The sequence below is a fragment of the uncultured Tessaracoccus sp. genome, from assembly GCF_947255005.1.
In the GTDB taxonomy this organism is placed as follows: Bacteria; Actinomycetota; Actinomycetes; order Propionibacteriales; family Propionibacteriaceae; genus Arachnia.
The window spans coordinates 1-19,598 of record NZ_CAMYFI010000044.1; the positions used below are offsets into that span (position 1 = coordinate 1).

Consider the following 19,598-nt stretch of genomic DNA (forward strand, 5'->3'; position numbering starts at 1 on the left):
GCTTCCCACCCCGCACGTCGGCGACGACGCCGCGCACGTGGGCGACGAACCGCGCGTGGTTCACGCTCGCGTCGAACTCTTGCTCAATCCGCTGACGCGCCTGGCTTCGCCACCCTGCGCACTTGCAGCGCTCCGCGTGGGCCGCCAAAAAGTCGCCGATCGCCTCACCCGTGGCGTGCGCCGGCAGCAGCGTCGCGTCGGGCACGAGCTCACGAATGGCCCCGACGTCGGGCGCGACCGCCGGAATCCCGTGGGCCATGGCCTCCATGAGTGCGACGGGGATGCCTTCGGAGTCTGAGGTGTTGAGCAGCACGTCGATGGGTGTGCACTCCAGGAAGCGGAGCACCTCCTCGTGGGGCAGCGCCCCGAGCAGGTCGACGCGGACGTCCGCTGCACGCAGTTGCTGGGCGTGTCGCTCCATCTCTTCGCGCAGCGGGCCGTCGCCGACGTGTGTCCACCGCAGCGTGAGCTCCGGCCGCAGCGCGTGCAGCCTCGCCAGGGCGGCTGCCGCGCGGTCGAGCCGTTTGAATGGTGTCATCGAGCTGAGCGTCACGACGTGGAACTCCCCCGGGCCCGTGGGCGGGGTTGTTGCGGGGGGGATCGACACGCCGAGCCGGGAGCAGCGACGCTGGGCGTTGGTGAAGCCGTAGCGGGCGAGATGCTGACGCCCCGCGTCGGAGATGGCGTGGACGCAGCGGATCCACGGGGCGAACTGCCGGATGAGCGGCGTGTACTCGCCCACTCGGGAGGGCTCCCACAAGTCGGTGCCGTGCGCCCGCGCCAGCGCCGCCCCGACGCGGGAGCGCCTCGCCAGCAACGCTCCAGCCATGACACCGGAGGAGAGCCAGTATCCGTAGACGACGTCAATCCTCACCCGATCCCGGCGTGCGATGTCGGAGAGCGTGCGGGCGATCAGATAGACCTGCGCGAGCGTGCGCAGGGCAACCCGGGCGCGTAGGGGGTTGAGCCGTCGCTGGCGTGCGAGCCGCCACAGTTCGCGGGCGAGGGCGGGGGAAGTCAGCGCCCTGGCAGCCGACCACACCAACCATCTGCGGGATGCCCAGCGATCCGCGAGGGTCTCGTCGACGCGGACCGCGTCGGGCACGGGGCGCGCGCCACCGGTGGCGCGCTTCTCGGGCAAGAGCACGACATCGTCGCTTTCCTGCCAGTGCTCCAGTTCGGGGACGATGAACGACTCCCCTGTCCCGAACGGGAACTGCGAGGTGACGATGACAATCACGTTGCAGCCCTCATCTGTTCGCCGAGCATCCGAAACGCCTGGGATCATGGGCGACGGTGTGCAGGAGCGAGTGGAACTCGTCGGCGAGCGCCGGCAACGCGTGGTGTTCGCGAACCCATTCCACCGCGGCAGCGCCCAGGCGGGCTCGCTCGGCGTCGGGCAGGCTCGTCGCAGCGACGATAGTCCGGGCGATGTCCGCCGGGTCCTCAGCGCGAGCGCGCACGGCTGCGCCTGAGTAGGCCAGCGGCGAATGGTCGGAGGCGAAGGCATCGATGATGGGCACGCCGGTGAGCATGTAGTCGAAGATCTTGTTGGCCGAAACGCCGTAGGCATACAGCGGGCTGCGCTTGGAGCCGATGTACAGCGCATCGCACGAGCTGAGCGCCGAGTGAACCTGCGCCTTGGGAATCGTGCCGGCGAACTCGATGTGCGCGCCGAGCCGCCGGGCCCGCCGCTCCAGCTCATCGCGGTGGAGCCCATCGCCCCACACCAGCGCCGTGACGGGCTCGTCGGTGATGCGCCCCATCGCCTCGACGAAGTCGTCCATGGCGTTGGCGGTGGTCAGGCCACCCGCATAACCGACGATCCGCCTCCCCTCGCGGCGCAACCGCTCGACACGCTCGACGACACTCGCCGGCGCCGGGGCGTGGGGCTGATCAACCTCGATGCCGTTGGGAATCACGACGACGGGGGTGTCGACGCCGAGCGAACGCACGTACGGCTCGGTGTTAGGCAGGATCGAGACGATGGCGTCGCTGTGTTGGTAGGCCCAGCGTTCAGCCACGGCCATTGCCCACATGAGCGGGTGCTTCGACGAGTGCCCCCCGAGCTCGATGGGGGTGAGCGGCCACAGATCGTGAATTTCGTGGACGAGCGCCGCGCCAGCACGCCTGGCGACCGCAGCGGCCAGCCAGGTATCGAACGGATACGTCGACGACGCGATCACCACGTCGGGGCGCGTGGCCTTCGCGATGGCGCCGGCTCGCAGCATCCCCTTGCCGACGAAGTCCGCCCAGCTCAAAATCCGTCCGACCCCGTTGCCCTGGTAGCGGCGGGTACGCAGAAAACGGAACGGAACGTCGTCGATCCAGTAGGGCTGCCCCTCGATGGCGTCGGGGAAGTTGCGAGTGCGCAGGTGGGAGTAGGTACCGGCGAGAATCGTCGTCGAGGAGCCGAGTTGCTCCCAGGCACGCGCCATCGCGTGGGGGCGGTACTCCATGCCTGATGTCGGGGAGCCCGCGTAGTGATCGATGTAGCAGATGCGCACCGGGTGACCTTTCGTCGTGCAGGTTCAGCGCTCGTCGTCCGCGCAGCGTTGATGGATGAGCTGGGACATCGAGTGCGGATCGGAGCCGTCGACGTGTTCCAGCTGGGCTGGGTCCAGTGGCGGGACCTGCACCCGAGAGATCAGTTCGTGCCTCGTCGGCTCGACGTGTTCGTCGCCGCTGAAGAGCACCTCGTGCAGCTTCTCGTTGGGGCGCAGGCCGGTGAAGACGATGTCGATATCGCGGCCGGAACGCGCGATGAGGTTGCGGGCGACGTCGAGGATTTTGACCGGCTCGCCCATGTCGAGCACGAGCACATCGGCGGGTTGGCCGATTGCCCCGGCTTGGATGGTCAGTTCGCAGGCCTCGGGGATGGTCATGAAGTAGCGGGTCACGTCGGGGTGGGTGACGGTGACGGGGCCACCGGCGTCGATTTGGCGGGTGAAGGTGTGCAGCATGGAGCCGCGCGAGCCTAAGACATTGCCGAAGCGCACCGAGAGCCAATTGCGGTCGAGCTGCCGCGCGAAGGAGGCGGTGAGTTCCTCCGCCAGCCGCTTGGTTTTGCCGAGCACGCTGGTGGCGTCGGCTGCTTTATCCGTCGAGATGTTGACGAGCCGCTCCACGTTGTGACGCTCGGCGGCCCGAAGCACGTTGAGGGTGCCGAGGGTGTTCGTCTTCCACCCTTCCAGCGGGTATTGCTCAAGCAGAGGGAGGTGTTTCAGGGCAGCGGCATGGAACACCACCTCGGGGCGGTGGATGGCAAACACGGCGTCGAGCGCGTCGGCGTCACGGATGTCACACAGCACGACGTTGGGGGTATCGAGGAGCCCCTGGTTGTAGATCGAGAGTTGCGTGCTGTGCAGTCCGGACTCGTCACGATCGAGCATGACGAGCTCTTTCGGGCCGAAACGGTGCACTTGTCTGGCGATCTCGGAACCGATGGATCCCCCCGCACCTGTGACGAGTACCACCTTGCCTAAGAGGTAGTCGGAGATCTCCGCCAAGTCGGTCTTGATCTGGGCACGCCCAAGCAGATCGGTGATGTTCAGCTCGTGGAGGTTGGAAAGGCGCGCCTGTCCAGACACTAATTCGCGGGCGGGCGGCATCACGAGGGTTTTCAGGCCCGCCTCGTCGGTGATGGCTGACACCTCTCGCATGAAGCGGGCGTCGGCGGTGGTGATGGCGACGATCACCGTCGTTACCCCCAGACGCCGGGCGGTCTCGACGAGTTTGGAGCGATCCCCCAGTACCTTGGCGCCGCTCAGGTGGAGGTTGCGCTTGCTGGAGTCGTCGTCGATGTATCCCACGATCTCGAACGGCGCGTTCGGGTCGAACTCGATCAGGCGCCCGAGCTGCTCTCCGGCGTTGCCCGCTCCGTAGATGAGCACGGGTTCGGCGTCGCCGAGGTGTGGGGTGCGGGTGACGGTGCGGAACAGAAAACGGCCTGCTGCCATCAAGGTGAGCGCGGCGAGCGGCACCGTGAACGTCACCACGCGGGGGTAGCCGGGTGTGGCAAGGTACGCCGACGCTACGCCGAGCCCGAAGCCGATCCCCAGCACGACGGCGCCGAGCTGCGCGGCCTCGTCGAAGGACGCCACTTGGTGTCGGCCCCGATACAGCTTGGTGGCTACCCCGATGGCGAGCTGCAACACAACTGCGAGTGAGAGGTAGAGGGCGACGAATTCCGCCTCCGGGCCGGAGAGGTTGAAGCTGTAGCGAGCAATCACGAGTGCGACAACCGCTATGGCCCAGCTCAGGCTGTCCCACAACGCCAGCCCGACGCGCAGGAGGCCGGTCCTCACCACGTTGTTTACCATGCCACACCTCCCGGTTGGGCTTCTCGTCGGGAAGTCTAGCGTCGCCAGCGCGTGCCAACAGCAACAGTCAAGGCCGGAAGCGCGCCCCCATCCCGTGGCGCCGGTGTATTGTCCGAGGCGTGGCATTCCTTCCCTTCGCGCGCCCGGACATCACCGAGGCCGAGATTTCCGCCGTCGTCGAGACGATGCGCTCCGGCTGGCTCACCACCGGCCCAAACTCCGCCCACTTCGAGCAGGAGTTCGTCGAATTCCTGGGCGCCGACGCGCACGCCGTCGCCGTCAACTCCGCCACCGCGGGCCTCCATCTGGCGTTCGAGGCCATCGGCGTGCAACCCGGTGACGAGGTGCTGGTGCCGACGTGGACCTTCACCGCCACCGCGGAGGCGGTGCGCTACCTGGGCGGAGACCCGGTGCTCGTCGACGTAGACCCCCACACCCTCTGCATCGACCTGGAGGATGCCGAGCGGAAGGTCACTGAGCGCACCGTCGCGGTCGCCCCGGTGCATTTTGCTGGGCTGGGCGTCCCCGACGGCGCTCTCGCCGCGTTCGCGAAGCGTCACGGGCTTCGCGTCGTCGAGGATGCCGCCCATGCACTGCCCACGCTCAACGAGGGCACCCTCATCGGGGCCCATGGTCACGCCGCCACCGTCTACAGCTTTTACGCCACCAAGACGATGACCACCGGCGAGGGCGGCATGGTGGTCACTCCCGATGCGGAACTCGCCGCCCGGATGCGCACCATGCGTCTGCACGGCATCAACCGCGACGTGTTCGACCGCTACTCCGCCAAGAAGCCGAGCTGGCACTACGACGTCGTCGCGCCCGGCTACAAGTACAACCTCGCCGACACCGCCGCCGCGATGGGGCGGGTGCAGCTCGGGCGCTCAAAGGAGATGGCCGCCCGTCGCGCCGCAATCAGTGCCCGCTACGACGAGGCCTTCGCGGGCCTGCCGGTCACTCTGCCTGCGCACGCGCCCGAGGGCTCGTCCCACGCCTGGCACCTGTATGTGCTGCGGCTCACCGACGCAGCCCCCGTCAACCGCGATACCTTCATCCAGCGCATGTCCGATAGAGAGGTGGGCACGAGCGTCCACTTCATCCCCCTGCACCTGCAGCCCTATTGGCGCGACACCTACCGGCACACGCCGGAGGATTTCCCCGTCGCCACCGCGCAATTCCAGTGCTGCGTGAGCTTGCCGATCTTCTCTTCCATGACCGATGACGATGTCGAGCAGGTGGTCGAGGCAGTGCGAGGGATCCTCGGGTGAACCTCGCCAAGCGCGCCTTCGACATCGTCGCCTCCTCGGTGGCCCTCGTGCTGCTCTCGCCGGTGTTTCTCGGTGTGACGGTGGCTATCAAGCTCACCGACGGCGGCCCGGTGTTTTTTCGCCAGGAGCGGGTGGGGATGGGCGGAAGGGTGTTTCGTATCCACAAGTTCCGTTCGATGCGGGTAGCCAATGAGGGGGCGCTGGTCACCACCGCCAACGATGCTCGCATCACGCCGGTGGGGGCGTTTCTGCGCAAATCGAAACTCGACGAGCTGCCGCAGCTCATCGATGTGCTGGTGGGAAACATGTCCGTGGTGGGGCCGCGCCCCGAGGTGCCACGCTACGTCGAGCTGTGGGGCGAGGAGGCCCGTCGGGAGATTCTGAGTGTGAGGCCCGGCATCTCCGACCCAGCAGCCATCGCCTTTCGCAACGAACAGGATGAGCTGGCTGCGGCGGACGACCCGGAGCGGCACTACGTGGAGGTGATCCTGCCGAAGAAGGTGGCGATGTACCGCGACTACGTGCGGCACCGCTCGTTTATGGGCGACCTCGCCGTGATCTTCCGCACTTTCGCGGCCATCGTCCGAGGCTGAGGCTGAATAGCGCCCTCGCGCCCGTCAGCCGTCGGGAGCCGGGTACTAGACTGACAGGCAGTTGAGCTAGGAGATTACACGCAGATGGCCGAGCCCAGAATCCTGCCCTCCGCGGACCTCGACGACGACGTGTCGATCGGCGACGGGTCCTCGATCTGGCATCTCGCGCAGGTGCGCGCCGGTGCCCGAATCGGCGAGAACGTCGTCGTCGGCCGTGGCGCCTACATCGGCGCTGGCGTCCACGTCGGCGACAACTGCAAGATTCAGAACTACGCGCTCGTCTACGAGCCCGCGCGGCTGGCCGACGGCGTGTTCATCGGCCCGGCGGCGGTGCTCACCAACGACACGTTCCCGCGCGCCTGCAACCCCGACGGCTCGGTGAAGAGCGCAGAGGAGTGGGAGCCCGTCGGAGTGACGCTGGAGCGCGGCGCCTCCGTCGGTGCGCGTGCGGTGTGCGTAGCACCCGTGACCATCGGCGAGTGGGCGACGGTGGCCGCCGGCGCCGTCGTCACCCGCGACGTCCCCGCCTACGCGCTCGTCGCAGGCGTGCCGGCCCACCGGATCAAGTGGGTGGGGCGCTCGGGTTTCCCACTGGAGGCCACCGGCGAACACACGTTTCGCGACCCGAAGACCGGCGACGAGTTCGAACAGCACGGTGAGGCCCTCACCCTCGTGAAAGAAGCATGATGTCTGAAGCATTCATTCCCCCAGCTAAGCCGATCATCGGCGACGAGGAACGCGCCGCCGTCGACCGCGTCCTGCGCTCAGGCATGATCGCCCAGGGCCCGGAGGTGGCGGCCTTCGAGCAGGAGTTCGCGGAACACTTCCAGCTGCACCGCGCCTGCGTCGCGGTGAATTCCGGTACGTCCGGCCTCCATCTCGGCTTATTGAGCGCCGGCATCGGCGCGGGCGACGAGGTGATCGTCCCGTCGTTCACCTTCGCGGCGACGGCCAATTCCGTCGCCCTCACCGGCGCCACCCCCGTCTTCGCCGACATCGCGCTCGACGACTTCACGCTCGACCCAGCCTCCGTTGAAGCGGGCATCACTGAGCGCACGAAGGCGATCATGCCGGTGCACCTCTACGGCCACCCGGCGAAGATGAGCCAGCTTCTCGCCATCGCGGAGGCGCACAACCTGCTGCTCTTTGAGGATGCGGCGCAGGCGCACGGTTCATCGCTTGGCGGCACCCCTGTCGGCGCGTTTGGCACGTTTGCCATGTTCTCGCTGTACCCAACGAAGAACATGACCTCCGGCGAGGGCGGCATGGTGTCCTGCGCTGATGCGACGATCGAACGAGGCGTGCGCCTCTACCGCAACCAGGGCATGCTGCAGCAATACCACAACGAGGTGGTCGGTTTGAACAACCGCATGACCGACATCCACGCCGCCATCGGGCGCGTGCAGCTCACCAAGGTGGACGCGTGGACGAAAATTCGCCAGCGCAACGCGGCCTTCCTCTCCGCGAACCTGGCAGGCGTCGTCGCGCCGACAGTGGCTGAGGGCGCGGTGCACGTCTACCACCAGTACACGGTGCGGGTGGCTGATGACCGCGACGGCTTGGCGAAGGCGCTGAAGGACGAGTACAACATCGGTTCGGGAATGTTCTACCCTGTGCCGAACCACCGCCTGAAGCCGTTCCAGTCGGCGGTGGAGCTGCCCAACACGGAACAGGCGGCGAAGGAGTGTTTGTCGCTGCCGGTGCATCCGTCGCTCTCGCAAGGTGATCTGGAGCGCATCGTCGCCGCCGTGAACGCCCTCGTAAAGGCGGGTGCGTGATGGCGAACCTCCGCGCCGGGCTCATCGGGCTGGGCATGATGGGCCGCAATCACGCCCGCAACCTGCGTGCCATCGACGGGGTAGACCTCGTCGCGGTGGCCGACGCCCAGGGCGATCCGCACGGCGTGGCGGGCGATCTGCCCGTGCTGCCCGACGTGCACGCGTTGCTCGAGCAGGGCCTCGACTACGTCGTGGTGGCCGCCCCGACGATGTTCCACGAGGAGATCGGCATTGCGATTGCGGAGGCGGGCGTCGCGGCACTCATCGAGAAGCCCCTGGCCAAGACCTTCGAGGGAGCGCAGCTACTCGTCGATGCGTTCGGCAGCCGCAACATCGTCGCCGCAGTTGGGCACATCGAGCGGTACAACCCAGCGCTGCAGCAGTTGCGTGCCCGGCTCGAGGGGGGCGAGCTGGGTGAGCTCTACCAGGTTGTCACTCGGCGTCAGGGGCCGTTTCCTGCGCGCATCGCCGACGTCGGCGTGGTGAAAGACCTTGCCTCGCACGACATCGATCTCACCGCGTGGGTGACTCAGCGCGACTACGAGTGGGTGGCCGCGCGGTCGGTGTTCAAAGCGGGGCGCGAGTACGAAGACATGGTCTCCGCCACCTGCTCCCTCACCGGCGGGTTGATGTCCAACCACCTAGTCAACTGGCTCACCCCCACGAAGGAGCGGCTGACCGCGGTCACCGGCGAAAAGGGCATGTTCGTCGCCGACACGCTCACCGCCGATCTGACGTTCTACGCCAACGCATCCGTGCAGCAAACGTGGGACGACCTCGCACGCTTCCGGGGCGTGGCGGAAGGCGACGTGACCCGGTTCGCGTTCCCGAAACAAGAACCGCTGCGCACCGAGCACGAACGATTCCGCGACGCGGTGCTGGGCAAGCAGTCCGACATAGTGACCTTGGAGCAGGGCGCGCAGGTGGTGCGAGTCTGCGAGGCGATGATCGAGTCTGCGCGCACCAACGCGTTCGTCGATGTGCGCGCCTGAGGAGCATGGGCCGTCGGTGAGCCTTCAAGCGTGGGAGTATGGGCTACGTGCAGGAAGTCGAGCATGAGGTTTTCATTCGTCGGGGCAACCGTGTGGCGTGGGCCTTCGTGCCGTATCTCGCGCTGTGCCAGGCGGTGCAACTTGCCTTCCCGGTACCGGGTGCGCGATTTCTGACTTTTGAGCTCATCGCGCTCATCGTATGGACATCGGTGACCGCGCCGTGGTGGCTTGGCCGGTGGCGCGAGCTCGGGAGAGCGGCGTGGTGGCTCGTCGGAGCGTTCCTGGCCGTCGTGACCTACGGCATCGTGGCTCTGCCCTTCCACGCCCAGGCCGTCGCGACGACCGCCGGGGGCGGCGTCGTACCGTTGCATTATCTGGTGGTTCCGTTGTTGAATGCGGGGCTTTCCACGCTGACCGGGCTAGGCGTGGTGCTGGCAGCCGAGCGCAGACTCCGATTGCGCATCATCGCTTCCGCTGGAGCCGCTGCACTCGTCGTCGCCTTCATCGGATGGCCCTTCCAGTCGCAGTATCGACGTTCGACGCGGCTCGCCACCGGCCAGGGCGGGGCGGCTGTGGTGCACGTGATTTTCTTGTTGCTGATTGCGGTGGGGCTCACAGAGTTTCTGAGGCCAGGCGGCAACCGGAAGCTCGGCATCGGGCTCACGCTCGGTGCGATGGTGGCGACGTTAGCCACACAGTCGCGTGGCGCGCTGCTGACGCTGGGCGCGTTCGTCGTGCTCCTGGCTTTGGCATGGGTGCTCAACGGCACGCGCAGCATCTGGAAGCTGTGGCCCCTGGCGCTGGCGCTCATCCTGGGGGCAATCCTGGCGCCGTTCGTGCCAGGCTTGGACCGGATCTTCAGCCTCTCCGACCCGAAGCGCTCCGCAAACCTGAAGGCTGCGCTCGCACTGTGGAACGAGGATTGGTCGACGCGTATCTTCGGGGTCGGTTCGGGACGCGCCTGGCCGTGGCCTGCGTACGAGTCCGGCTTGTACCGCTTCCCACCTGAGGGGCATTCAGGCCAACGCCCCACACCGTACGGCGACCTCCTGCTCACACCACACTCGACGCCGCTGGCGCTGTTGGTGGAGCACGGCGTGATGGGGGTGCTAGCCGGGGCGGTCATGGGCGTGGCGCTGCTGATGCTGTGGTGGCGTTCGCGTGCGTCGCTGTCCAGGCTCGTGGTAGCGAGCGCACTGGTGGCGTCTCTGGTGGCGATGTTGTTCGACACTTATTTGCTGCGCAACTTCGGCATCAGCCTGTGGTGGTGGGCGTGCGTCGCACTCGTGGCGACGTGGGAGGCGCCACGCCCCGACGACGCGCCCGCACCCGATGCGCCGGCAGGCTGACGTTACCTACCACCACCTGGGGTGAGTAGACCCGGGCAGCGGGAACATGACAGGGTCTCATCTCGGCGTGCGCGCGAATCTCAGGTCGCCCAAAGAGATGGTGCCCGAGCGAAGTGGGCGCCGAACCTATAGTGGAAACTGTGATGCGCGCACCTTCCGAACAAACACCCGTTCGCTGGTCGGGCGGTCGGGTCGTCGCTGCCGTACTCCTGCTCATGATGCTCGTGGCGGGGGCGGCGCTGGTGTTTTTGCCGATCGGCTGGCAGCTGAACCGTTTCGTCGTGTGGCTGTACCACTTCAATCGAAACATCTTCGGCATCCGCGGCATCTCCTTGGATGGCTACGCATTTGTCCTGAACGTACTGTTGTTTTTCGTCCCGACGGTACTCCTCACCGTCGTGTTTCCTCGGGTCCGCCGATGGGTGTGGCCGCTGCTGGGGTTCTGCCTGTCCCTGGGAATCGAGACGGTGCAGTGGCGCTATCTCCCCCGTGAGGCCGGCTGGGATGACGTCGTCGCCAACACTCTCGGCGCCTGCCTGGGGGCGGTCTGCCTCAACCTGTGGCGCCACTTCCGGACGCAGAGGGCAGCGAGACGCCTCGGTACGAGGTGACCTCTGCCCAGGGGTGTCCCGGCCAATCCCCTAGTCAGGGGTGTTGCAGGAAGGCCAGTGTGGTCTCAGTCGAGGTCGCCCCCCCCGGATCACGGCGTGCTGTCGATGCCTTCTGGAATTGGCCCGTCCGGCGCCCCCCAATCACACTGCATGGCGTAGTGGCTCGCTCATTTCTGGACATGGTCCAGTCGCGAGCACTGCGCAGGAAGCGACTAGCTGTAGTTGGTCTTCTCGTTGTCCGACTAGACGCCTGCGTCGAACGCTCCACTCCGGAGTGTCGCAGGATTTCCGTGTTCTAAGACCCCGCGCACCTCGATTCTTGGGAAAATCCCAAGAGTGCCCTAGGATGGCAACCATGAAACCCAGCATTGGCGAGCGGGTGCTCGAGGCGCTCCCAGCAGGCACCCCCCAGAAGGAGATCGCGCGTCAGATCGGCATGACCGAGGACGCCTTCTCGCGAGCCTTGCGGGGCAAGCGTGGCTTCTCAGCCCTCGAATTAGCACGTCTGGCGGAGGTCCTAGACCAAGACATCCACCTGCTGATCACTGGTGAGCCCGACCCGAACCGGCTCGTGGTATCGGGACGCCACAACTTCGACCGAGAGACGTGGGCGCGGAGTATCGACGGAGGCGAGGGGGACAAGGCCATTCTGTCTGACGTACTCCTTGCCTACCGGCAGGCGGAGAGGGTCCACTCGCTGAAGCCCAGCCGCGTACCTTCTGATCTGCACCAAGCGCGTGAGGCCCTTGGAGCGGACTTTGTCCCTCAGTTCATCGACCGCCTCGCCGCCATGGAGATCGACACCGTTCGGCTGTCAGGGCTCAGCACCGCCTACTCGCTCCATGTCGGAGCGCGCGCAGTGATGGTCATTCCTGAGACGGGCAACTGGTTCAAGGAGAATTTTGACCTCGCCCACGAGTTGGCCCATCTGGTCCTTGGACACGAAGGCGTGTGGGCGTCCCCGGACCGCGAGGTAAGTCAGGAGGAGTCTGCTGCGAACGGGTTCGCCGCCGAGTTGCTCCTTCCCCAAGAGGAGATGCGAGCACTCGACTGGGCTACCGTCTCTCCTGAACACCTTGCGGCGCTGATCTGGAGTTGGGGAGTGTCGACTCAGACCGTGAAGTTTCGCTTGGACACTCTCCGTCTCCAGGTGTCGCCCCAAACTCAGTCGCTGTTGGACCTGAGCACGCAGAGGCTTCTCCGGCGGTACTGGAAGCACGACGGCGTGGGTGACGCGATCACGCAACGGATGATCCTGGCGAGCGCACGACGGTTCCCTGCGTGGCTCACCGAGGCGCACGTTGAAGGTGTAGCTAGGGGACGCCTTCAGAAAGGCACACTCGCTTGGATGCTGGGAGTCGACCCAGAAGCCCTCGAGGTGGAGCAGCCGTCAGCACCGACCATGAGTGACTCCGACCTGATGTCCCTGCTCGGATAGCCTGACGGAGTGCAAACGATCGAGACTCGACGGCTGGTGTTTCCGGACACCACTGTGCTCGTCAACTTCGCCTTGGTGGGCGAGATGTCACTCTTGGAGCGTCTCGTCGCAGGCAATGGCCGTTGGCGTGACACGGTCGCGAACGAATGCCAGGATCAGAGCAAGAAACAAGGGCTACCCCAGATGCGTAGGGCTGATGACATCTTCGGGAAACCCTGGCGCTTGAACACTCAAGCCGAGTGGGTTGACTACCGCCTCAATCAGGACTTCTTCCGTCAGGCCTCCGACAATCACGAGGCCATCCTGGCGAATCTGAGATGTTGGCAATCCTATCGTCCCGAGTCATCAGGTCATTGGTGGTGACAGACGACAAGGCAGTACCACAGCGCCTGGCCGACTTGGGTCTCCACCCAACAGTTCAATCGACCACCTCATGCACCTCTTTCGGGTGGCCCATTGGAAGGGCTATATCAACCAGGAGCGGTTCTGCGAGATTCGACGAGTCCTGTTGGCGCACGGGCGAGGTTGCCCTGATGATGTTCGCGATCCGGCCAAGTTCACTGTGTGGATTACTCCTCCGTCGTGACTCAGACAGGAAGTGCCTCCTTGCTCCTCGCCATCAGGAGCACCCCGCCAGCCCAGACCTCAGGGGCGCGGACGCTGGACATGATCGATATGGGCGCGGGAGATGCTCGGCCAGCAGTCATGAGGCTCCTACGGAGCCTCCCACGACTACCCTGTGCGGAAGATCAATGCAGTTCGCGGACAGTTAATTATCCGATGTGGCCCGTTGAGCGGTAGTGGAACCCTCTGCCGCGTCGTGATGGCCACGACGGCTCGACCAAGCCGGCATCCTCCAAATCTTTGAGCACCCGCCCTACGTTGCTGGGGGCAGCGCGTGTAAGACTTGCCAATTCGGTGGAGCTGATGCGCCCTCGCTGATCCACGTAACTCCGGGCGATCTGCTCACGACTCGGCCATTGCCGCATCCGGCCGGTCTGCATATCCAATTCACGCAACGCATCCTCCGCCTCGTGCGACAGCCGCCAGGAAGGTCCCTGCTCGTCGACGGTGCCTTCAACAGGCATCAACGGCGCAAACTCACGCCCCTTAGCGACGAGCAACGCATAGACGCCACTGCGTGCGACAACGGGGGAATCCTGAATGATCCGCGCGATGGAAGCTTCGTCTGCCCAGCCCCGGTCCAGTACGAGGCGAAGTGTCAGCAGCGCGTTCAGGTCAATGGCCGTCGGACGGCTGCCCTGGATACGTCGCAGCCAAGCGATCCACGCCCGATCAGCTTCCCCACCAATCAGCGTGGTCCGGACGTAAGGACCATCCAGCTCCTCGATCGTTGGTGGTTCATGCCCAAGTCTGACCATGTCACGAAACATGCGATCCACGCCAACACCCTCCCGCTCGGCGACACGTAGCAAAGCAAGCAACTCCGCGAGGGAGGTGTTTCTGGAACGCGATGGATGGGTGAGAATGTTGTCCGGGGTGATTCCCTGCACGAAGCCGCCCGGACTCGTCACCCTCAGGTAGCTACCAACATACTCAACCACTGTCGGCCCGGGCACCGACCATTCCCGGTGCGCCACGCCGTTCACGATGGCCTCACGGGCGGCCCCCAGAGGGATCTCTCGCGCCTGGCCGACGATGAGTCCCTGCGGCATATGTACCGCGGGGACGGTTCCTTCTAACACCTGGAACACTTCAGCCAGCTCCTGGAGCAGCGATCGCCCATCGCGTCGAATTCGGAGCTGGCTGTCCTCACCGGCTCCCGGTCGCCGGATGAAGTCCAAAGCGGCCTCACCCCGTCCAATGAAGGCCAACACTCCAGCATTCGTGAGCGTCCCGTTCGGGGCGATCACGTTCAGTCGCTTCAGAAGGTCGAGGTCCCGCGCTTCCGCCAACTCCTGCGCGTGGTCCTCACCGGATGCCCTCAAGAAGTCACGCGCCACCGCGAAGGCACCTGCGCGGATTTCTTCCCAAGCAACGTTGGAGGCCTGTACCGACCAATCGAACTGTTGCGTCGCCATCCTTCGCGCATGCCACATCGCTACATTGATCTCCACACATTGCGTACCGACCCGCCATCGCAGCCTCTTACGAATGGGAACCGGCTGCAAGGCTTCCGGCACGCGAACCACCAGCAGTCACACCCACCTATCTGAAACTGACACAGTCACAATTAACCCGCTGATGAATTATGGCTGTGCAGGCTTTCGGGCGGCCAAGCCTTGCCAGGCTGGTGGCCAGCAGGTGTGGCGCATCGATAACGAACAGCCACCGCCGCCTTTCATCACGAAGGAGGCGTGCGGCGATGCATCACCGCACGGGATGACCTGCAACACCCCGCACGCGGTGACAACCGAGCCACTTCACGAGTTGGCCCCGCTGAGCTACACGTCGAATCGGAATGCACGATGAAACGACCTAGGGCAATGCCCACGAGATTGTCGCCTCGGCGTGTTCTACATCAGTCATGGTGGTCTGCAGTGTTCCTTGAACCATGGGCGTCGGCTCGGTGTCTTTGGTGCTTTCCCAGTTTCCGCTCCTCGCCTGTTTGGTTTCACGCACGCACATCCATGCGCAGGAGCGCACCGCGAGGCTGGAGATGACGTCGACATCGGCCTGAAGCCCCAAGATCTCTGTGGCGCGGTGACTGTAGGCACGCAGTGCCCCCGACTCGCTGCCGCACATCGCGGGCAACAGGTGAAACGACATTTGAAGGCACTCACCCCCAGCCAGTTCCCACGGCAGACCAACCTCGAGCGCCACCCATCCGTGAGGGAGCAGGGACGTTCTTCGAATCTCGCAGTTGTGCTCGGCTACCACCCAGGGCCGAGAGAAGTCATGGGGGCCTCGACCAACCGCACGCCCATCGATGACATGAACAAAACGTGCGACGCCATCGTACGTGGCTTCAATTTCGAGCAGATACCGGACCGTAGACCCGTCGGGGATGGTGTGGGTGAGCGAGGCGAACGCAAGAGCCATGACTACACCGTCGTTGAACGGCAACCGCCAGCTTTCGTAGACGGACTGGAGCGCTTCGATAACCTCCTGCCACTCATCGTTGCCCGTGGTGAAGGTGGGAGAGTTGGCCGCCAGGTAGCGCCTCAGCATGCCACTGCCAGTTCCCAGTAGCTTCTCGATGTTGTCCAACGCATCCAAACTGTTGGCTCTCGACGGGACCGACCTACCACTGACCCACGTGCGAAGCGCCGGTGCCGTGATCGGGGTGCCCAGCTCAGTGGCTTCCGCTGCCAGCCGACTAGCGCTGTAGCCGGCATCACGCATTGCCTTGTCGAGCGCGTCGGCGAAACCTGTGCCTTGCCCTGAGCTCAGTTCCTGCTTCATGCAGCCTCCCCGCGCAACGCCGCATCGAGTTCGGGGTCCGTAAGGCGTGTCGCCGCAACGTCCTCTTCGCTCCAGAGCCATCCCAGCTCCACGCCTCCGCCCCTCAAATCGTTCACTGTCCCGAATGCCTCGTTGCCTCGCACCTCAATCAGCTCGTACGATTTTGTTTCCTCGGGCCGCTCCCCCACTCCTTCAAAGCTCCGCAACCTCACCAACTGGGGAAGCACTTGTGGGCTGAACTCAATACTCAAGGAAAAGCGTCCAATCGTCCGCCCGGTGCTGATCCTTTGCCGGTTCCACCCCGAGGTCGCTGGTTGTGGAGCGCCAGACGGGCGAGTCTCAAACTCGACGGTGGTGATCTCGCCCGGCAGCAGCAGACGATCGAGCAACAGTTCCGCAACCGTCCCACCCGTCTTTGGGAATTCGCGCACCCTTCCCAGCCGCGCCCCGGATCTGGGGTAGATCATCCTGAACAGCGGGGGCACCTGAAGTTCCGGTTCGCGTTCGGTGAAGGTGGAGACTGAGATGCGCTCCACGGCGAACCGGCCAGCCTGCAGCACATAGATAGTGCTGGAGCGGACTAATCGATGCGTAGAGTCGTAGACGTACCGCTCCAGCACTGCGAGGTATCGAAGGTCCTCCGCCTCGTCCATACCAAAGTCGGCGCGTGCAACCCTCAGTTCATCACCGTGGGCAACGTTGTCAAGCTTACTGGGGCCTGCGTTCCACCAGCTCGCACCCCGCTCTGGGGAACGATGCTGTGCTTCAGTGAGGTATCCGCGCGGAGTATCCAAGATCGCTTCCAACGCTTCAACGGCCTCTAGTGCTGTGCTTCTCACCGGCCGGGTGCGCCCATTGCGCCAAAGGCTCAAGGTCGAGGGCGAGCAGCTGATCTTCCGTTCTTGTAATCGTGCGGCGATGCGCTCCAAGGTCAGTCCGCTGCGGTCGATGACCGCCGACAGCCGTACAGGAAAGATGCCGTCGGGAAGGGCGCGCGTGCTGCTCTCGTGGGCACGGGGGTTACTGTGCGAATCTTCGTCAACCATGGTGCTGCCCTCCTCGTTCATCAATCACCCACCGCCTATTGCGGAGCGTTCGTAGTCGAAGCATCGTACTGTTCGAGGGGTGCACTTCTTCGCCAAGTAGTGCATCGCTTGTCAATTGCTAGGAGCCCCACCCCCGCTTTTTTCTCTTTAATGCAATGCAACGCAACGTGCTAGCGCGGATGGTCGCACACCTACCTCGGCGTTCGGAAGGCGTCGGCACGAAGAGGCAGTGTGCTGCAGCGAACGCGAGAGTTCAGGACGCCTTCCTAAGCGGATCGGCTGGGTGAAGACGGCCCATGCACCCCGCACACGATGCCGCTTTGGCTCGAAAATCACGTCTGACAAGGGCATCTTCAGGTGTAGCGCTTGCCCTCTCGCCATGCGATGACACTTCGTCAGCGAAATCGCATCGCACGGCCACTGCAAGACCAACGCCGCGCCCTCGTAACTTTTGCATTGCGCATTGCATTCAGGTTTACGACAACTGCGGGAGGTCGAACTCATATTTCGGTTGAATCATCTCACCGTTTCCAGATTCTACCTTCATCACCCGCGGCATCGCTGCTCGAAGACAACAAAAACTCAACGTTTGGCGTACCGAAGGGGTTGTCATCACAACTTTCCAAGTCGGAGTGTGAGGCCCGCCAAAGCGATCATCTTGGTTCAGCGTACCGAGGTTGCCCTGCGAGTTGAACCCAATCGAGTGTTAGGTTCTCATACACCTAGTGCTCGACAGGCGACCTCGTTTCCGAGCTACGCCTGCGGGCACAGGCGAGCGGGTTCCTTGAACTCCGCTCCATAACTTTCAACTGAGGAAGGAAAATCGTGCGACGAATTCTCTTGGGTATCGCCGCCTCGGCGGTCGTGGCTAGTTCGGGAATGTTCGGGTCCATGGCAGCCCACGCGGCTCCGGCACAGGTGTCGCCGGCGACCACCACTACAGCGAGTTTCGGCTACTACCGCGTCTCCGCTGCCTACAAGTACGGGGTGAAGTACGAGTTCGCCAACAAGTCTTCCCGGGTCTACGCATACTCCCACGGCTGGTTCTACCTGTTTGCCCGCAACGCAGACGGCACCTACCGGCTGATCTGCATCACTTGGTGCAAGCCTTGCTACGTCCCGAAGGCTCGCCCCATCCAGGACAACATTGAACCCTTCAGCAGCGGGGTGCGTTCTTGATGATTTCGAAGCCTTCTCGCCGTGCCGTCGCGGTGGGTGCCGCTTGGACGGTACCCGTGATGGTTGGCGCTCAATCTGTTCCTGCGTTCGCGGCCTCTGAACCGGGTGGAGATATCCCCGTCCCTCCGGACGATGGTGATTCCAAAGTCGGCTTGCAGGGTCTGCTCAACATCGCAAAGGGATGTGGCGGCTACCAGCGTGGTCCGTACAGCATGGTGGTTAACACCACGGATATCTCGGACACCAAGCCGGTTTACGACGACAAGGGTGAGCTTGTTCGTTATGGCTTCTACGTGGAAAACGGCAAACCCACCGTCGAGCCAAGAAACGCGAAGCTCACCATTTACGTGCCCTCGAGGCTGGGGAGCATCAGGTGGACCAATCGCGCTACTTCAAGCGGCTGGTCGAATCTGACAGTGGATCGCACTGTCCCCCAGCACCGCGGAATGACGGCATACTCGGCAGTGTTCCGCGGCCAGTGGGTGTACCACAACGATTCGAAGCAGTGGATCGCAAGTGGCCCTGCCCCGCAGTGGGGAGCCAACCCGCCGAATCTCAGCTTGCAGGGCAGCGCGTGCGGCTACTGCAACAACGGCACTATGCCGGCAGCGGCCCGCCGGGAGGTGACCGTCGGGGACAAGGTCCTCACGTTCACCCGAGGGGTGCGCAACCTTCTGTGAACCCTACCCGGCGGCGCGGCTGGAACTCGAAAGACACGCCGCACCGTCGGGCGCGTCCCACATCCATCTCAACCCCTTGGGCCAGAGCCTTTGTCTCCTGTGGTCCGAAGCCATGTCGGGCCTCCTCGATCATCCTTCGAGGAGGCCCGATTTGCGTCTCTGGGCAACTGAGATCACGTTGCGAGCCACCTGCCAGCTTCGCGCGATGGATGACCCGAACAAACGCCGATCGGCTGACCTCCCAACCGGAGCCCGCAGGTCAGGAACACACCCTTCGATCAACTAGTGCAATCAGTCCCGAGTTGGAGCCTGACATTTCTTGGGCCACTTGTCGCGAATAGTTTCCGATGATTTCGACGGGGGCATCTGCGCCCTGGTCAATCCTCGGAGAGCCTCAGCCCTAGGTGGCTGAGCAGGCGGCGACGCCGCTGCCGAGGTTGAGGAGCGCTCCTGCACCGGGCGCAGCATGGCATGCACCGGCGCGTCACCGATGTGCAACACCTGGATCGTGCCGAAACCATGGCGTCGGTACAACGCCGCGACACGTGGGGTCGAGGCTTCCAAGTAGGCCGGCGCCTGGTCGGCGTCCACTCTGCCGAGACCACACCGACGACCTCGTCGCCATCCCTAGCGACGTCGACCGCACCCGCCTCCAGATACACCGCATCGATCATGGCGGTGAACTGCACACGCAGGACGGCCTCCGGGTGGGACCCTGCCTGCTCGGCCACGAGCGGGTCGTCCACGAACACCTCAACCAGCAGATTCACGTACGCATCGATCTCGGTTCGCCGGCCATCGGTCACGGTGATTCCCATAGGCTCCAACCTACCGACGATCGAGAGGCCGTCGGTCACTGCTCGTCCACGCTAACGCCTTCGATGGCTTCGAGCAGCCGGGTGCCGATCCGCTTCAGTGAGGCCGACTCCCACCGCCCTCTCCGAATAGCTTTTCTCTACGTCGATTAATTGCACAC

Annotated in this window: 18 protein-coding genes; 11 read left to right on the forward strand and 7 right to left on the reverse strand. The window is 64.4% G+C overall.

Annotation, left to right across the window (positions count from 1 at the left end):
• From Q0X61_RS09330 to Q0X61_RS09340, 3 genes are all read right to left on the reverse strand, one after another.
• Positions 1-1,288 (reverse strand): glycosyltransferase (locus Q0X61_RS09330; RefSeq protein ID WP_297742261.1); only part of this gene is annotated, 1,288 nt, incomplete at its 3' end.
• Positions 1,251-2,507, reverse strand: a complete 1,257-nt coding sequence (locus Q0X61_RS09335) for a glycosyltransferase family 4 protein (RefSeq protein WP_297742262.1) — start codon at positions 2,505-2,507, stop codon at positions 1,251-1,253. The genes Q0X61_RS09335 and Q0X61_RS09330, both read right to left, overlap by 38 nt.
• Before the next feature lie 24 nt (positions 2,508-2,531).
• A complete protein-coding gene (locus Q0X61_RS09340; RefSeq protein WP_297742263.1) occupies positions 2,532-4,322 on the reverse strand; it encodes a nucleoside-diphosphate sugar epimerase/dehydratase in 1,791 nt (596 codons plus the stop codon).
• Between the two features lie 119 nt (positions 4,323-4,441).
• Between Q0X61_RS09340 and Q0X61_RS09345 the strand changes: the two genes are divergently transcribed.
• The 9 genes from Q0X61_RS09345 (at position 4,442) to Q0X61_RS09385 (ending at position 12,714) form a co-directional block, all read left to right on the forward strand.
• A complete protein-coding gene (locus tag Q0X61_RS09345) occupies positions 4,442-5,590 on the forward strand; it encodes a DegT/DnrJ/EryC1/StrS aminotransferase family protein (RefSeq protein ID WP_297742264.1) in 1,149 nt (382 codons plus the stop codon).
• Positions 5,587-6,183: a sugar transferase gene (locus Q0X61_RS09350; RefSeq protein ID WP_297742265.1), complete on the forward strand. Its 597-nt coding sequence runs from the start codon at positions 5,587-5,589 to the stop codon at positions 6,181-6,183. Before Q0X61_RS09345 ends, Q0X61_RS09350 begins: the two co-directional genes overlap by 4 nt.
• 84 nt (positions 6,184-6,267) lie before the next feature.
• Positions 6,268-6,870 (forward strand): acyltransferase, encoded by a 603-nt coding sequence (locus tag Q0X61_RS09355; protein WP_297742266.1) that lies wholly within the window; start codon positions 6,268-6,270, stop codon positions 6,868-6,870.
• Complete coding sequence (locus tag Q0X61_RS09360; protein WP_297742267.1) at positions 6,870-7,961, forward strand: DegT/DnrJ/EryC1/StrS aminotransferase family protein; 1,092 nt, start codon at positions 6,870-6,872, stop codon at positions 7,959-7,961. The genes Q0X61_RS09355 and Q0X61_RS09360 overlap by 1 nt, the downstream gene beginning before the upstream one ends.
• On the forward strand, positions 7,961-8,953 hold the full coding sequence (locus Q0X61_RS09365) for a Gfo/Idh/MocA family protein (protein ID WP_297742268.1): 993 nt from the start codon (positions 7,961-7,963) through the stop codon (positions 8,951-8,953). Before Q0X61_RS09360 ends, Q0X61_RS09365 begins: the two co-directional genes overlap by 1 nt.
• A gap of 38 nt (positions 8,954-8,991) precedes the next feature.
• Positions 8,992-10,302 carry an O-antigen ligase gene (locus Q0X61_RS09370; protein ID WP_297742269.1) on the forward strand — a complete coding sequence of 437 codons (1,311 nt, stop codon included), beginning with the start codon at positions 8,992-8,994 and terminating at the stop codon, positions 10,300-10,302.
• 143 nt (positions 10,303-10,445) lie between these two features.
• Positions 10,446-10,913 (forward strand): VanZ family protein, encoded by a 468-nt coding sequence (locus Q0X61_RS09375; RefSeq protein WP_297742270.1) that lies wholly within the window; start codon positions 10,446-10,448, stop codon positions 10,911-10,913.
• Between the two features lie 355 nt (positions 10,914-11,268).
• Positions 11,269-12,351 (forward strand): ImmA/IrrE family metallo-endopeptidase, encoded by a 1,083-nt coding sequence (locus Q0X61_RS09380; protein WP_297742271.1) that lies wholly within the window; start codon positions 11,269-11,271, stop codon positions 12,349-12,351.
• A 9-nt stretch (positions 12,352-12,360) separates the two neighbouring features.
• Complete coding sequence (locus Q0X61_RS09385) at positions 12,361-12,714, forward strand: hypothetical protein (protein ID WP_297742272.1); 354 nt, start codon at positions 12,361-12,363, stop codon at positions 12,712-12,714.
• A 410-nt stretch (positions 12,715-13,124) separates the two neighbouring features.
• Here Q0X61_RS09385 and Q0X61_RS09390 read toward each other — a convergent pair whose 3' ends face one another.
• From Q0X61_RS09390 to Q0X61_RS09400, 3 genes are all read right to left on the reverse strand, one after another.
• Positions 13,125-14,393, reverse strand: a complete 1,269-nt coding sequence (locus Q0X61_RS09390) for an ATP-binding protein (RefSeq protein WP_297742273.1) — start codon at positions 14,391-14,393, stop codon at positions 13,125-13,127.
• Between the two features lie 397 nt (positions 14,394-14,790).
• Positions 14,791-15,717: a hypothetical protein gene (locus Q0X61_RS09395; protein ID WP_297742274.1), complete on the reverse strand. Its 927-nt coding sequence runs from the start codon at positions 15,715-15,717 to the stop codon at positions 14,791-14,793.
• Positions 15,714-16,763 (reverse strand): hypothetical protein, encoded by a 1,050-nt coding sequence (locus tag Q0X61_RS09400; RefSeq protein WP_297742275.1) that lies wholly within the window; start codon positions 16,761-16,763, stop codon positions 15,714-15,716. The genes Q0X61_RS09395 and Q0X61_RS09400 overlap by 4 nt, the downstream gene beginning before the upstream one ends.
• An 825-nt stretch (positions 16,764-17,588) precedes the next feature.
• On the opposite strand from Q0X61_RS09400, the gene Q0X61_RS09405 reads away from it, so the two are divergent.
• Both Q0X61_RS09405 and Q0X61_RS09410 read left to right on the forward strand, forming a co-directional pair.
• Positions 17,589-17,942: a hypothetical protein gene (locus tag Q0X61_RS09405; protein ID WP_297742276.1), complete on the forward strand. Its 354-nt coding sequence runs from the start codon at positions 17,589-17,591 to the stop codon at positions 17,940-17,942.
• A complete protein-coding gene (locus Q0X61_RS09410) occupies positions 17,939-18,622 on the forward strand; it encodes a hypothetical protein (RefSeq protein WP_297742277.1) in 684 nt (227 codons plus the stop codon). The genes Q0X61_RS09405 and Q0X61_RS09410 overlap by 4 nt, the downstream gene beginning before the upstream one ends.
• A 377-nt stretch (positions 18,623-18,999) precedes the next feature.
• Here the strand turns inward: Q0X61_RS09410 and Q0X61_RS09415 are convergent, their stop codons facing one another.
• Entirely contained in the window at positions 19,000-19,440 is a 441-nt protein-coding gene (locus tag Q0X61_RS09415) for a hypothetical protein (RefSeq protein WP_297742278.1), read from the reverse strand.
• Positions 19,441-19,598: the final 158 nt, after the last annotated feature.

Excerpts from the sequence above, each read along its gene's own strand:
- Q0X61_RS09340 (WP_297742263.1), bottom strand. The coding sequence starts at position 4,322 with ATGGTAAACAACGTGGTGAGGACCGGCCTCCTGCGCGTCGGGCTGGCG.
- Q0X61_RS09355 (WP_297742266.1), top strand. The coding sequence starts at position 6,268 with ATGGCCGAGCCCAGAATCCTGCCCTCCGCGGACCTCGACGACGACGTG.
- Q0X61_RS09360 (WP_297742267.1), top strand. The coding sequence starts at position 6,870 with ATGTCTGAAGCATTCATTCCCCCAGCTAAGCCGATCATCGGCGACGAG.
- Q0X61_RS09365 (WP_297742268.1), top strand. The coding sequence starts at position 7,961 with ATGGCGAACCTCCGCGCCGGGCTCATCGGGCTGGGCATGATGGGCCGC.
- Q0X61_RS09370 (WP_297742269.1), top strand. The coding sequence starts at position 8,992 with ATGGGCTACGTGCAGGAAGTCGAGCATGAGGTTTTCATTCGTCGGGGC.
- Q0X61_RS09375 (WP_297742270.1), top strand. The coding sequence starts at position 10,446 with ATGCGCGCACCTTCCGAACAAACACCCGTTCGCTGGTCGGGCGGTCGG.
- Q0X61_RS09380 (WP_297742271.1), top strand. The coding sequence starts at position 11,269 with ATGAAACCCAGCATTGGCGAGCGGGTGCTCGAGGCGCTCCCAGCAGGC.
- Q0X61_RS09390 (WP_297742273.1), bottom strand. The coding sequence starts at position 14,393 with ATGGCGACGCAACAGTTCGATTGGTCGGTACAGGCCTCCAACGTTGCT.
- Q0X61_RS09395 (WP_297742274.1), bottom strand. The coding sequence starts at position 15,717 with ATGAAGCAGGAACTGAGCTCAGGGCAAGGCACAGGTTTCGCCGACGCG.
- Q0X61_RS09400 (WP_297742275.1), bottom strand. The coding sequence starts at position 16,763 with ATGGTTGACGAAGATTCGCACAGTAACCCCCGTGCCCACGAGAGCAGC.
- Q0X61_RS09415 (WP_297742278.1), bottom strand. The coding sequence starts at position 19,440 with ATGGGAATCACCGTGACCGATGGCCGGCGAACCGAGATCGATGCGTAC.